Origin of the sequence: Streptomyces sp. WELS2 (genome assembly GCF_013870595.1) — a bacterium.
In the GTDB taxonomy this organism is placed as follows: Bacteria; Actinomycetota; Actinomycetes; order Streptomycetales; family Streptomycetaceae; genus Streptomyces.
On the sequence record NZ_JACBWZ010000111.1, the window covers coordinates 1 to 12,567 of the forward strand.

The 12,567-nt window shown below is 72.4% G+C and carries 13 protein-coding genes and 1 pseudogene; 7 read left to right on the forward strand and 7 right to left on the reverse strand.

What is annotated here, in order from left to right:
• Positions 1 to 184, reverse strand: a 184-nt coding sequence (locus H5J33_RS09965; RefSeq protein WP_309485369.1) for a LysR family transcriptional regulator, incomplete at its 3' end; no start/stop codon positions are given.
• Positions 185 to 339: 155 nt separating this feature from the next.
• Here H5J33_RS09965 and H5J33_RS09970 point away from each other — a divergent pair.
• The gene (locus tag H5J33_RS09970) at positions 340 to 1,035 is read left to right on the forward strand and encodes a type 1 glutamine amidotransferase domain-containing protein (protein ID WP_181794524.1); all 696 of its coding nucleotides are present in this window, start codon (positions 340 to 342) and stop codon (positions 1,033 to 1,035) included.
• Between the two features lie 484 nt (positions 1,036 to 1,519).
• Here H5J33_RS09970 and H5J33_RS09975 read toward each other — a convergent pair whose 3' ends face one another.
• On the reverse strand, positions 1,520 to 2,323 hold the full coding sequence (locus tag H5J33_RS09975) for an SDR family oxidoreductase (RefSeq protein WP_181794525.1): 804 nt from the start codon (positions 2,321 to 2,323) through the stop codon (positions 1,520 to 1,522).
• A gap of 83 nt (positions 2,324 to 2,406) precedes the next feature.
• Between H5J33_RS09975 and H5J33_RS09980 the strand changes: the two genes are divergently transcribed.
• Positions 2,407 to 2,925, forward strand: coding sequence for a MarR family winged helix-turn-helix transcriptional regulator (locus tag H5J33_RS09980; RefSeq protein ID WP_181794526.1), 519 nt, complete (start codon positions 2,407 to 2,409; stop codon positions 2,923 to 2,925).
• A 30-nt stretch (positions 2,926 to 2,955) separates the two neighbouring features.
• Here the strand turns inward: H5J33_RS09980 and H5J33_RS09985 are convergent, their stop codons facing one another.
• Entirely contained in the window at positions 2,956 to 4,728 is a 1,773-nt protein-coding gene (locus tag H5J33_RS09985) for a biotin carboxylase N-terminal domain-containing protein (protein ID WP_181794527.1), read from the reverse strand.
• Positions 4,729 to 5,091: 363 nt separating this feature from the next.
• On the opposite strand from H5J33_RS09985, the gene H5J33_RS09990 reads away from it, so the two are divergent.
• The gene (locus tag H5J33_RS09990) at positions 5,092 to 5,694 is read left to right on the forward strand and encodes a hypothetical protein (protein WP_181794528.1); all 603 of its coding nucleotides are present in this window, start codon (positions 5,092 to 5,094) and stop codon (positions 5,692 to 5,694) included.
• Here H5J33_RS09990 and H5J33_RS09995 read toward each other — a convergent pair.
• The 4 genes from H5J33_RS09995 to H5J33_RS10005 all read right to left on the reverse strand — a co-directional run bounded on the left by H5J33_RS09995 (position 5,666) and on the right by H5J33_RS10005 (position 8,395).
• Entirely contained in the window at positions 5,666 to 6,283 is a 618-nt protein-coding gene (locus H5J33_RS09995) for a nucleoside triphosphate pyrophosphatase (protein WP_181794529.1), read from the reverse strand. The genes H5J33_RS09990 and H5J33_RS09995 overlap by 29 nt on opposite strands.
• Before the next feature lie 57 nt (positions 6,284 to 6,340).
• Positions 6,341 to 6,469, reverse strand: a complete 129-nt coding sequence (gene mmpB, locus H5J33_RS37340) for a morphogenic membrane protein MmpB (protein WP_258564986.1) — start codon at positions 6,467 to 6,469, stop codon at positions 6,341 to 6,343.
• An 84-nt stretch (positions 6,470 to 6,553) separates the two neighbouring features.
• Positions 6,554 to 6,769, reverse strand: a complete 216-nt coding sequence (locus H5J33_RS10000) for an acyl-CoA carboxylase epsilon subunit (protein ID WP_181794530.1) — start codon at positions 6,767 to 6,769, stop codon at positions 6,554 to 6,556.
• Between the two features lie 24 nt (positions 6,770 to 6,793).
• On the reverse strand, positions 6,794 to 8,395 hold the full coding sequence (locus tag H5J33_RS10005) for an acyl-CoA carboxylase subunit beta (protein WP_181794531.1): 1,602 nt from the start codon (positions 8,393 to 8,395) through the stop codon (positions 6,794 to 6,796).
• Positions 8,396 to 8,505: 110 nt separating this feature from the next.
• Here H5J33_RS10005 and H5J33_RS10010 point away from each other — a divergent pair, with 110 nt between their 5' ends.
• The 4 genes and pseudogenes from H5J33_RS10010 to H5J33_RS10025 form a co-directional block, all read left to right on the forward strand.
• Positions 8,506 to 9,366, forward strand: coding sequence for a biotin--[acetyl-CoA-carboxylase] ligase (locus H5J33_RS10010; protein ID WP_181794532.1), 861 nt, complete (start codon positions 8,506 to 8,508; stop codon positions 9,364 to 9,366).
• A gap of 517 nt (positions 9,367 to 9,883) precedes the next feature.
• Positions 9,884 to 10,999, forward strand: a complete 1,116-nt coding sequence (locus H5J33_RS10015; protein WP_181794533.1) for an adenylate/guanylate cyclase domain-containing protein — start codon at positions 9,884 to 9,886, stop codon at positions 10,997 to 10,999.
• Positions 11,000 to 11,188: 189 nt separating this feature from the next.
• Positions 11,189 to 11,983 (forward strand): enoyl-CoA hydratase/isomerase family protein, encoded by a 795-nt coding sequence (locus H5J33_RS10020; RefSeq protein WP_181794534.1) that lies wholly within the window; start codon positions 11,189 to 11,191, stop codon positions 11,981 to 11,983.
• Between the two features lie 81 nt (positions 11,984 to 12,064).
• Positions 12,065 to 12,567 (forward strand): annotated as a pseudogene (locus H5J33_RS10025) (diguanylate cyclase); the annotation flags it as partial.

Sequence of the window (12,567 nt, forward strand, 5' to 3'; positions counted from 1 at the left end):
GGGTGACCCCGCGCGGCAGCCGTTCGAACAGCTCCCGGCCGGTCTGCCGTTCCAGCGCCCGCATCTGCGTCGTCACCGTCGGCTGCGACAGCCCGAGCAGCCGGGCGGCGCCGGTGAAGGAGCCGGAGCGGTACACCGCGAGGAAGGTGCGCAGCAGGTTGAGGTCGAGGGAAGCGGTCTCCACGGCTCCGAGTATGGCCGCGCCACCCGCTTCCGGGAGACATAGAAAGCCCTATGCCTGTCATACGGTCCTTCATTGGATGCCTATGGGTGTACTGGCCTACGTTCGCAGTCGCAGACCCCAGTTCCCTGGGATCCCGACTTCTGGAGACAACGACCATGTCGAAGATCCTTTTCGTGCTGACCGGCTCCGACCACTGGACGCTCGCCGACGGCACCGCGCATCCGACCGGTTTCTGGGCCGAGGAGGCCGTGGTCCCCTACCGCGCCCTCAAGGCCGCCGGCCACGAGATCGTCGTCGCCACACCGGGCGGTGTCGTGCCGCCGGTCGACCGGGCCAGCCTGGCGGCCGAGGTCAACGGCGGGCAGGAGAAGGCCGCCGAACTCGCCCGCGCGCTGGAGGAGATGACCGAGCTGCGGACGCCGGTGAAGCTCGCGGAGGTGGACCTCGACGACTTCGCCGCCGTCTTCTACCCGGGCGGGCACGGCCCCATGGAGGACCTGGCGGTGGACGCCGAGTCGGGCCGGCTGCTGATCCGGACCCTGGACTCGGGCAAGCCGCTGGCCGTGGTGTGCCACGGTCCGGCCGCGCTGCTCGCCGCGGTCCGGCCGGACGGCACCAACGCCTTCGCCGGCTACCGCGCGGCGGCCTTCACCAACGAGGAGGAGATCCAGGGCGGCCTGGCCGGGCAGGCCGGGTGGCTGCTGCAGGACCGGCTGACCGAGGCGGGCGTCGACGTGCGCGCGAGCGAGCCGTGGGCGCCGCACGTGGTGGTGGACCGCAACCTGGTCACCGGCCAGAACCCGGCCTCCTCGGCACCGGTCGCCCAGGAACTGCTGAAGCTGCTCGGCTGAGCGGCCGGGCCGGGCGGCGGTGGCGGCACGGGAACACGGCTGGGGAAATTCGTCGGCCGCGACCTGCAACCTCGCCGGGGGTCGGACGTCTGTCGGGGTGGAGGCCTCCACTTCGACCAGATGCCCGACCCGAGCGACCGAAGGAACCCATGTCCGCACACCGTGCCCCACGCCCGCACCGTACGCACCGGCTGCGCGCCGCCCTGGGGGTCTCCGCCGTAGGCGCGGCCGGCACCGGTGGATGAGCACACACGGCGCACAGGCGACACGGGTTACGAGCGTGCGCGGCGCACAGCCGACACCGGCATGCCGACGTGCACGGCGCACAGCCGATACGGGCGTATGGGCGTACGCGGCGCACGGCCGGTCCGGATATGCGGGCGTGCACGGCACGCGAAGGGGAGTGGTGCGCGGGTGGGAGCCCGTCCACTCCCTCCCGCGCACCGTCCGAACCACCGAGGCCCAGGTGTCGGTGGCCCCGGTGTCAGTGGCCCCGGACGCGTGACAGGTTCAGCGGGTAGTTGAGGCCGCCGGTCACGGGAAGGGTCGCCCCGTTGATCCACTCCGACTCGGGGCGGGCCAGCAGGGACACGGCGTGGGCGATGTCCTGCGGGGTGCCGAGCCGCCCGGCCGGCGTGGCGTTGGCCAGCGCGTCGCGCGCCGGCTGCGGGACCACCGCGGAGGCGTCGGTGAGGACGAAGCCCAGGGCCAGACCGTTGACGGTCACGCCATCGGAGCCGAACTCGTCGGCCGCGTACCGCACATAGCCCTCCAGCGCGGCCTTCGTCACACCGTGCGCGGCGAGGCCGGGCGCGGTCGGACCCCAGGACGAGCCGCTGGAGATGACGACGAGCCGCCCGTAGCCCCGCTCCCGCATCGCGGGCACGAAGGCGGTGGTGAGCCGGTGCAGCAGGACGACGTCGTTGCGCACCTTGTCGCCGAGCGCGGTCGGGTCCATGTCGGACAGCGGCACGCGCGGGTAGGAGGCGCACGCGTTGCTGACGACGACGTCCAGGTGGTCCACCTGCTCCCGCACGGCGGCGACCAGCTGCTCGGCGCCGTCGGCCGCGTCCAGGTCGGCCCTGAGCAACGTGGCCTTTACACCCTTTTCCTCACACGCGGCCGCCACGGCCTTGGCCTCGTCCAGCGAACTTCGGTACGTGAGCACCACGTCGGCCCCGAGGCCGGCGAGAGTGGTGGCCGTCGCGGCCCCGATCCCCCGGCTACCGCCTGTCACCAGCGCGATCCTGCCCTGAAGCGGGCCGGACGCGGAGACGCTACGAGTCATCGGCAAGGCACCTCTATTCGACTGCGTCGCTTCCTGGTAGTTAAACGACCAGGAAGATAATGGCCAGCAGCTAGGGTAGACCCATGGGTGATCGCCAGCAAGCCGTCGATCGCGTCGACGTGATCATGAAGCAGGTCGCTCAGGTCTCCACGGCGCCCGACCTGACGTCCAAGGAACTCTGCCAGCGGATCCAGCGCGTCGCCCACCATCTGGAGACCCGGCTCCGCCGCGAACTGGCCGTCTTCGGCATCGAACCGTGGGAGATCGAACTGCTCGCCTCCCTGCGCCGGGTCGGCCCGCCGCACCAGGTGACCGCCGGTTCGCTCCAGGACATCATGCAGCTGACCACCGGCGCGGTCACCAAGCGCGTGGCCGCCCTGGAGAAGAAGGGCTGGGTGCGCCGGGAGGTCGACGCCGGCGATCGCCGCCAGGTGCTGGTCTGTCTCACGGACGAAGGGGAGCAGCGGGCGCTCGAGGTCTTCGCCACCAAGACCGAGACGGAGGCACGGGTGCTGTCCGCCCTCGACCTCGACACCCAGCGGCGGCTCAACGACGACCTGCGCACGCTCCTGGTCGACCTGGAGGGAGCGGTCCGCAGCTGACCGCTCCCCCGCGCCCCGGCCGCGAACCCGTCAGTCCTTGATCTCGCAGATGGCGGCGCCGGAGGTGAGGGCGGCGCCGACTTCGGCGGTCAGGCTCTTGATGGTGCCGGCCTTGTGGGCGTTGAGGGGCTGTTCCATCTTCATGGCCTCCAGGACCACGATCAGGTCGCCTTCCTTGACCTCCTGGCCCTCCTCGACGGCGATCTTGACGACGGTGCCCTGCATCGGGGAGGTCAGGGTGTCGCCGGAGGCGACGGGGCCGGACTTCTTCGCCGCGCGGCGCTTGGGCTTGGCCCCGGCCGCCAGCCCGGTACGGGCCAGGCTCATGCCGAGGGAGGAGGGCAGGGAGACCTCCAGGCGTTTGCCGCCGACCTCGACCACGACCGTCTCGCGGCCCGTGTCCTCGTCGGCCTCGGTGTCGGCGGGGCCGGTGAAGGGCTTGATGTCGTTGACGAACTCGGTCTCGATCCACCGGGTGTGGACCGTGAACGGGTCGCTGGAGCCGGTCAGTTCGGGGGCGAAGGCGGGGTCGGTGACCACCTTGCGGTGGAAGGGGATGGCGGTGGCCATGCCCTCGACGCGGAACTCCTCCAGGGCGCGGGCGGCCCGCTGGAGGGCTTCCTCGCGGGTGCGGCCGGTGACGATCAGCTTGGCGAGCAGGGAGTCCCAGGCGGGGCCGATGACGCTGCCGGCTTCCACGCCCGCGTCCAGGCGCACGCCGGGGCCGGTGGGGGCTTCGAAGGCGGTGACGGTGCCGGGGGCGGGCAGGAAGTTGCGGCCCGGGTCCTCGCCGTTGATGCGGAACTCGAAGGAGTGACCGCGCAGGACGGGGTCGTCGTAGCCGAGTTCTTCGCCGTCGGCGATGCGGAACATCTCGCGGACCAGGTCGATGCCGGCGACCTCCTCGGTGACCGGGTGCTCGACCTGCAGGCGGGTGTTGACCTCCAGGAAGGAGATCGTGCCGTCCTGCCCGACCAGGAACTCACACGTGCCCGCGCCCTGGTAACCGGCCTCCTTCAGGATGGCCTTGGAGGCCCGGTAGAGCTCCTTGACCTGGGCATCCGACAGGAACGGCGCCGGAGCCTCCTCGACCAGTTTCTGGTGGCGGCGCTGGAGGGAGCAGTCGCGGGTGGAGACCACGACGACGTTGCCGTGCTTGTCGGCCAGGCACTGCGTCTCCACGTGCCGGGGCCGGTCGAGGTAGCGCTCCACGAAGCACTCGCCACGGCCGAACGCCGCGACGGCCTCACGCACGGCCGACTCGTACAGTTCGGGGACTTCCTCGAGGGTGCGGGCGACCTTCAGGCCGCGCCCGCCGCCGCCGAACGCGGCCTTGATGGCGATCGGCAGGCCGTGCTCCTTGGCGAAGGCCACGACCTCGTCGGCGCCGCTGACGGGGTCGGGGGTGCCGGCGACCAGCGGAGCGCCGGCCCGCTGGGCGATGTGGCGGGCGGCGACCTTGTCGCCGAGGTCGCGGATGGCCTGCGGGGGCGGCCCGATCCAGATCAGGCCGGCGTCGAGGACGGCCTGGGCGAACTCGGCGTTCTCGGACAGGAAGCCGTAGCCGGGGTGGACCGCGTCCGCACCGGACTCGCGGGCGGCGTTCAGGATCTTGTCGATGACGAGATAGCTGGTGGCCGGAGTGTCACCGCCCAGGGCGAACGCCTCATCCGCGGCGCGGACATGCAGAGCGTCCCGGTCCGGGTCGGCGTAGACGGCCACGCTCGCGATCCCGGCGTCCCGGCAGGCCCGGGCCACGCGGACAGCGATTTCGCCACGGTTGGCGATGAGCACCTTGCGCACGATTGAGGCTCCCTCCTTGAAACAAGCCGAGTTTAGGGACTGCCGACACGGCACTTCGACCCGTCCCCAATGGTGAGCTTGCCCACACGGAGCGTGATCCGAGGCTCGCCCGACCAGAGAAAGCCCATGTCGCACCGGGGTACGCAGGACTCCTGGGGAAACCCTAGCCCTGCCATGTGGTCAAGGTCTCTGTACGGGCGTGCTGCGGCCCACTCTGTTTCTTTGTGGAGTCCCTACGAATGGCCCAATGATTCTTTGCTTCGGCCGGAACCCTTGTCCCCTGGTTTACCCGTTAGTAGCGTGCCCGATGTCCCGGACGTACCCGGAGTAACAGGCTGTCGGTGTGAGAGTGGGTGGGGCCCGGTGGTGCGCAGACCGGTGGCGTGGGTCGTCGCGGTCGTCCTCCTCGTGGAGGCGCTGTCCGTCGTGGCGGTGAACTGGTTCCTCGGGGTCGTCGTCGACCGGCAGAAGATGTCCCTGGCCGGCCTCGACCCCGATGTCATGGCGACGTCCTCGAAGATCGGCGGAGTCGTCTTCGGGCTCTACTTCGCGCTGTGCGCGCTGGTGGCCGTGGTCGTCGCGGTGCGCGACCGCGCCCCGGCCGGATTCGGCCGGGTGGTGCTGATCAGCGCGGCCGTGGTGCACGCCCTGCTCGGCGCGTTCGCCTGGGGACTGTTCGGCGTGGCGGCGTTCGTGTTCATGGTCGCCGTCCTCGGGCTGATCGTGCTGCTCCTGATGACGTACGACCGTGCGGCCGGCCCGCGGGGCGCGGACGCCGGCGGTACGCCCGGGCAGGGGGCCGGGCCGGCGGCGGGGCCGGAGCCGGGTGCGGAACCCGTCGACGGGGACGCGCCGGCGGGCCTTGCGTACGAGCCGCAGGACGGCGACGAGGACCCCCGGGACTCCGTCCCGTCCCAGGGCTCCGCCCACGTCCGGGTCAGCGTTCCGGGGCCCACAACTCCGTGATGCCGACGCCCAGTTCCGCAAGGAGCCGGCGGATCAGGGGCAGGCTGATGCCGATCACGTTGCCGTGGTCGCCGTCGATGCCCTCGATGAACGGCGCCGAGCGGCCGTCCAGGGTGAAGGCGCCGGCCACGTGGAGGGGCTCTCCGGAGGCCACGTAGGCGGCGATCTCGGCGTCGCTGGGCTCGCCGAACCGGACGACCGTGGAGGCGGTCGCCGACACGTACCGCTTGGCCTCCGTGTCCCACACGCAGTGCCCCGTCTGGAGCACCCCCGCCCGGCCCCGCATGTTCTTCCAGCGGGCGGTGGCCTCCTCGGCGTCGGCCGGCTTGCCGAGCGCCCTGCCGTCCAGCTCCAGCACCGAGTCGCAGCCGATCACCAGGGCGCCCTGCACCTCGGGCCGCGCCGCGACCACCGACGCCTTCGCCTCGGCCAGGGCGAGCGCCAGCTCCGCCGGGGTCGGCGCGGTGACGGCGTCCTCGTCGACACCGCTCACGATGACCTCGGGGTCGAATCCGGCCTGCCGGAGCAGGCCCAGCCGGGCGGGGGACTGGGAGGCGAGCACGAGTCGCCTGCGGCGATTGGCAGTCATGCGGTCAGGTTAGCCACGGCGCGCCGGGCGGCTCACCTCGGGCCGATGCGGGGCGGCTCACCTCAGGCCGATCACGATCATCGCCAGGAGCATGGCCAGCGCCATGAGGAGACCGAGCCGCCGGAGCATGTTCTGCGCCTCGCGCAGTTCCTCGGGCGGCTCGTTCTCCGGATCTGACCACAGCATGCCTTCCAGCGTGCGGCCGGACCGGCCCCGGGTGCCTGAGTAGGCGTACTCAAATCGGCACCCGGGGTTCCGGTCGGCGGACGGTCAGCCCCGGCCCGGCCAGTAGGTGCGCGTCCACGACGCCGGGCCCGGCGCCGGGACGTGCCGGGCGGCGATGCGGGCCGGGTCGGACCACGCGTCCCTCGGGCCCCGCGCGCCGGACGGCGTGGTGGCCGCCGCCGCGGCGCGGGCGCGGACCACCGCCAGGGCGGCGGCCAGCTCCTCCGGGGTCGGGTTGCCTCGTACGACCTTGATGTTCATGACCGCTCCCGGGGTCGGCGGGGCCTACAGGGGGATGTTGCCGTGCTTCTTCGGAGGCAGGGATTCCCGCTTGGTGCGCAGTTGACGCAGACCGCGGACGATGTGCGCGCGGGTGTCGGACGGCATGATCACCGCGTCGATGTATCCCCGCTCGGCCGCCACGTAGGGGTTGAGGAGGGTGTCCTCGTACTCCTGGATCAGGCGGGCCCGGGTCGCCTCGGGGTCGTCCGCCTCGGCGATGGTGCGGCGGTGCAGGATGTTGACCGCGCCCTGGGCGCCCATGACGGCGATCTGGGCGGTGGGCCAGGCCAGGTTGAGGTCGGCGCCCAGGTGCTTGGAGCCCATGACGTCGTAGGCACCGCCGAAGGCCTTGCGGGTGATGACGGTGATCAGCGGGACGGTGGCCTCGGCGTAGGCGTAGATCAGCTTGGCGCCGCGCCGGATGATGCCCTCGTGCTCCTGGCCGACGCCGGGCAGGAAGCCGGGGACGTCCACGAAGGTCAGCACCGGGATGTTGAAGGCGTCGCAGGTGCGCACGAAGCGGGCGGCCTTCTCGGAGGCGGCGATGTCCAGGCAGCCGGCGAACTGCATCGGCTGGTTGGCGACGACGCCGACCGGGTGGCCCTCGACCCGGCCGAAGCCGGTGAGGATGTTCGGCGCGAACAGGGCCTGGGTCTCGAAGAACTCGGCGTCGTCCAGGACGTGCTCCACCACCGTGTGCATGTCGTACGGCTGGTTGGCGCTGTCGGGGACGAGCGTGTCCAGCTCGCGGTCCTCCTCGGTGACGGAGAGGTCCGCCTCCTCGGGGAAGACCGGGGGCTCGGAGAGGTTGTTCGACGGCAGGTACGACAGCAGCTGCTTGACGTACTCGACGGCGTCCTTCTCGTCGCCGGCCATGTGGTGGGCCACGCCGGAGGCGGTGTTGTGGGTGCGGGCGCCGCCCAGCTCCTCGAAGCCGACGTCCTCGCCGGTGACGGTCTTGATGACGTCCGGGCCGGTGATGAACATGTGCGAGGTCTGGTCGACCATGACGGTGAAGTCGGTGATGGCCGGCGAGTAGACCGCGCCGCCCGCGCACGGGCCGACGACCAGGCTGATCTGCGGGATGACGCCGGAGGCGTGGGTGTTGCGGCGGAAGATCTCGCCGTAGGCGCCGAGGGAGGCGACGCCTTCCTGGATGCGGGCGCCGCCGGAGTCGTTGATGCCGATGACGGGGCAGCCGGTCTTCAGGGCGAAGTCCATCACCTTGACGATCTTCTGGCCGTAGACCTCGCCGAGGGCGCCGCCGAAGACGGTGAAGTCCTGGGAGAAGACGGCGACCGGGCGGCCGTCGACGGTGCCGTAGCCGGTGACCACGCCGTCGCCGTACGGGCGGTTCTGCTCCAGGCCGAAGTTCGTGGAGCGGTGCCGGGCGAACTCGTCCAGCTCGACGAACGATCCCTCGTCCAGCAGCAGCTCGATGCGCTCACGGGCCGTCAGCTTGCCCTTGGCGTGCTGCTTTTCGACGGCGCGTTCCGAACCGGCGTGCGTCGCCTCGTGGATGCGCCGCTGGAGATCCGCGAGCTTCCCCGCGGTCGTGTGAATGTCGATCCCTTGGATCTCGTGACGCTCTTCCGGCTCGGACATCGGGATGCGGCTCCCTGCCTGCTCAAAAGGGGGGACGGTTACTCATTCGTAGAGTAGTGGTGGGGCTACCGATCGGCAGTGCGTCGTTTACCACACCTAGGGTGGCTTGCATGACGCCGCAGAATCCATCAGACGACAGCCGCTGGTCCGACCTCGAACGCCCGCCCCTGAACGCCGCCGCACTGCGGCGCGGGCTGGTGCGGGACGGGGGCCTGTACCGGGACATCGAGGTGGTGCCGAAGACCGGTTCCACCAACTCCGACCTCGTGGCGCGGGCCGCCGCCGGGGGCGTCGAGGAGGGGGCGGTGCTGGTCGCGGAGGAGCAGACGGCGGCCCGGGGGCGGCTGGACCGGCGGTGGAGCGCGCCGCCGCGGTCCGGGCTGTTCTTCTCCGTGCTGCTCAGGCCCCGTGAGGTGCCGGTGGAACGGTGGGGGTGGCTGCCGCTGCTGACCGGGGTCGCGGTGGCGACCGGGCTGGCGCGGGCCGCGGGCGTCGATACGGCGCTCAAGTGGCCGAACGACCTGCTGGTGACCGTCGGCGGCGAGGAGCGCAAGGCCGGGGGGATCCTCGCGGAGCGGGCCGGGGACGACGGGGTCGTCATCGGTGTCGGTATCAACGTCAGCCTGCGGGCGGACGAACTGCCGGTTCCGCAGGCGGGGTCGCTGACGCTGGCCGGGGCGGCCGGCACGGACCGGGATCCGCTGCTGCGGGCGGTGCTGCGGGCGCTGGAGGACTGGTACGGGCGGTGGCGGGCGGCCGGGGGCGATCCCTCGGTGTGCGGGTTGCAGGAGACGTACACGGCGGGGTGCGCGACGCTCGGGCGGACGGTCCGGGCGGAGATGCCCGGGGACCGGTCCGTGGTGGGGGAGGCCGTGGCGCTGGACGGGGACGGGCGGTTGGTCATCGCCACGGAGGAAGGGGTCCAGGAGCCGGTGGGGGCGGGGGACATCGTTCATCTGCGGCCCGCGTGACCCTGGCCGGGAGTTTGGCCGGGGGCTTCGGGGGGTGGTGCCGGCCCGGTGCCGGGGTGCGGGTCGCGGGTTGCGGTCGGACGCCCGCGGCGCCTGTGCGGGTGCGTTGTGCCTTGCCTTCGCGTGGTGCCTAGGGTGCGGGTGCCTGTGGCGTAGTTGCCTCGGGTGCGGGCTGTGGGGCGGATGCCTGCGGCGCCTGTGCGGGTGCGCGGGGGTGCGCGTCGCGCCCAGGGCGCGCGAAGAGTCGGGGCCGCGCCGGGAGGTGTCCGTCCTCGGAACGGCGCGGAATCGGTCGGCCGTAGAGGCGCTCGCGTTGACGGGCCAACCGCTGCGGGCGGACACCCCCGGCACGTCCCCTTCCCGCCGTGCGCGGCCGCCCCGCCGTCTCGCCTCCCGGCCGGGACCGGTGCCGGGAAGGGTCCCGTCGGCCCAACCCGACGGAGTGAGCTGGCGCACATCTGCCGTAGAGTTGAGGCCGGTCGATACCTGACCGCGGCAGATCGGAAGGGCAGCAGGCGTGACCGTCGACGACACGGGCTCCGGCGCTGGCGGGGACGGCCGGGTGGATCCCCACGCCCCCGACAACGGCGAGGACCCGCTGGCCCTGCGGCTCGAACAGCTCATCCTGGGTGCCGAGCGCCGTTACACCCCGTTCCAGGCGGCCCGTAGCGCCGGTGTCTCCATGGAGCTGGCGTCCCGGTTCTGGCGGGCCATGGGGTTCGCGGACATAGGGCAGGCCAAGGCCCTCACCGAGGCGGACGTGCTGGCCCTGCGGCGGCTCGCCGGTCTGGTGGAGGCGGGGCTGCTCAGCGAGGCCATGGCGGTGCAGGTGGCCCGGTCCACGGGGCAGACCACGGCCCGGCTGGCCGAGTGGCAGATCGACTCGTTCCTGGAGGGGTTGACCGAGCCCCCGGAGCCGGGCATGACCCGTACCGAGGTGACGTACCCGCTGGTCGAGCTGCTGCTGCCGGAGCTGGAGGAGTTCCTGGTCTACGTCTGGCGGCGCCAGCTCGCCGCCGCGACCGGCCGGGTCGTGCAGGCCGCCGACGACGAGGAGATGGTCGACCGCCGGCTCGCCGTCGGCTTCGCCGACCTCGTCGGCTTCACCCGGCTCACCCGCCGGATGGAGGAAGAGGAACTGGGCGAGCTGGTGGAGGCCTTCGAGACCACCGCCGCCGACCTGGTGGCCGCCCGCGGCGGCCGGCTGATCAAGACCCTCGGTGACGAGGTGCTGTACGCGGCGGACGACGCCGGTGTGGCCGCGGACATCGCGCTGCGCCTGGTGGAGACGCTGGCGAACGACGAGACGATGCCCGAGCTGCGGGTCGGCATGGCCTTCGGCACGGTGACCACCCGGATGGGCGATGTGTTCGGTACGACGGTCAACCTCGCCTCCCGGCTGACCTCGATCGCGCCCCGGGACGCCGTCCTGGTGGACAGCGCCTTCGCCGAGGAGCTGATCCGCACCGGCGAGGCGCCCGTCTCCGAGGCGGAGGCCGCGGCGGCCGAGAAGGAGGGCGAGGAGACGCCGTCGTACCGCTTCGCCCTCCAGCCGATGTGGCAGCGGCCGGTGCGCGGGCTCGGCGTGGTCGAGCCGTGGCTGCTCACCCGTCGCGACGGTCGGTCCTCCTAGCCGCGCTCGCCGGGGCCCCCGGTACGTTCACGCGGAGGACATGGTTCCCTCCCGCCGTGCGCTACGCGCTGCCGTCGGTGGCGTGCGGGTCACTCGAACGGGCGTGGCCCCCCTGGTCTTTTCCCGGGTCGGGTACGGCTGCGATGATCGACCCCACAGTGTGTTAACCCGCGTTAACCGGAGGGTGTCATGAGCGAGGAGCGGTACGGGGAGTTCGTGCTGGTGCGGCGGCACGGGCACGTCGTGGAGCTGGTGCTGGACCGGCCCAAGGCGATGAACGCCGTCTCCACGGGGATGGCCCGCTCCCTCGCGGGCGCGTGCGCCGCGCTCGCCGCCGATCCCGCCGCCCGGGTGGTCGTGCTGACCTCGTCGCACGAACGGGCGTTCTGCGTCGGGGCCGACCTGAAGGAGCGGAACTCCTTCACCGACGCCGACCTGGTCCGGCAGCGGCCGGTGGCGCGGGCGGCGTACACCGGGGTGCTGGAGCTGCCGATGCCGACGATCGCCGCGGTGCACGGCTTCGCGCTCGGCGGCGGTTTCGAACTGGCCCTCTCCTGCGACCTGATCGTGGCCGACCGTACGGCCGTGGTGGGGCTGCCGGAGGTGTCCGTGGGTGTGATCCCGGGCGGCGGCGGTACGCAGCTGCTGCCCCGGCGGGTCGGGGCCGCGCGGGCCGCCGAGCTGATCTTCTCGGCCCGGCGGGTGGAGGCGGCGGAGGCGGCCCGGCTGGGGCTGGTGGACCAGCTGGTGGAGGAGGGCCGGGACCGCGAGGAGGCACTGGCGCTCGGGGAGCGGATCGCCGGGAACTCGCCGGTGGGGCTGCGGGCCGCCAAGCGGTCGCTGCGGCTGGGCCACGGGCTCGACCTGCGGGCCGGGCTGGAGGTCGAGGACGCGGCCTGGCGCTCGGTGGCCTTCTCGGGGGACCGGGCGGAGGGCGTGGCCGCCTTCAACGAGAAGCGCGAGCCGCAGTGGCCGGGGGAGTAACCGGGGGAGCCCGGGGTGCGCCGGCCACCTGATCGCCGCATCGATGTCCCTTGTGCCCGCATTACTCCCTAACCTGGAGTAATGGGTGAGGACGAGCGGCTCGCCGCGGTCGTGGCGCTGGCTCAGGGCATGGCGGCGGCGCACACCCCACGGGAGTGCTGGCAGGCCGCCGCCCTCGGCGCCTGTCACGCGCTGGACGGCGACTTCGCCGCGCTGTCGGTCTGGGAGCGCGAGCTGGGCCGGCTCCGGGTCCTCGTGAACGTGGGGGACCGGGCCGCCGACGAGGAGGAGTTCCCGGAGGCCGAGACCTATCCGGTGTACCAGTTCCCGGAGATCACCGAGTTCCTGCACGAGCGGTGGGCCGGTGGTGGTGGGCCCAACGCCTGGGTGGAGACCGCCGAGGGCGGCGCGTCCGGCAGTGCCGGGTACTTCCACCAGCGGGTCACGGCCCTGCGCCGCCGGGGGCGCGGGTGCTGTGTCGTCGCCCCCGTCGTGCTGCACGGCCGGGCCTGGGGCGAGCTGTACGTGGCCCGGGTGGCCGGCGCGCCGGTCAACGAGTGGGTGGACTTCCGCTACTCCGCCCA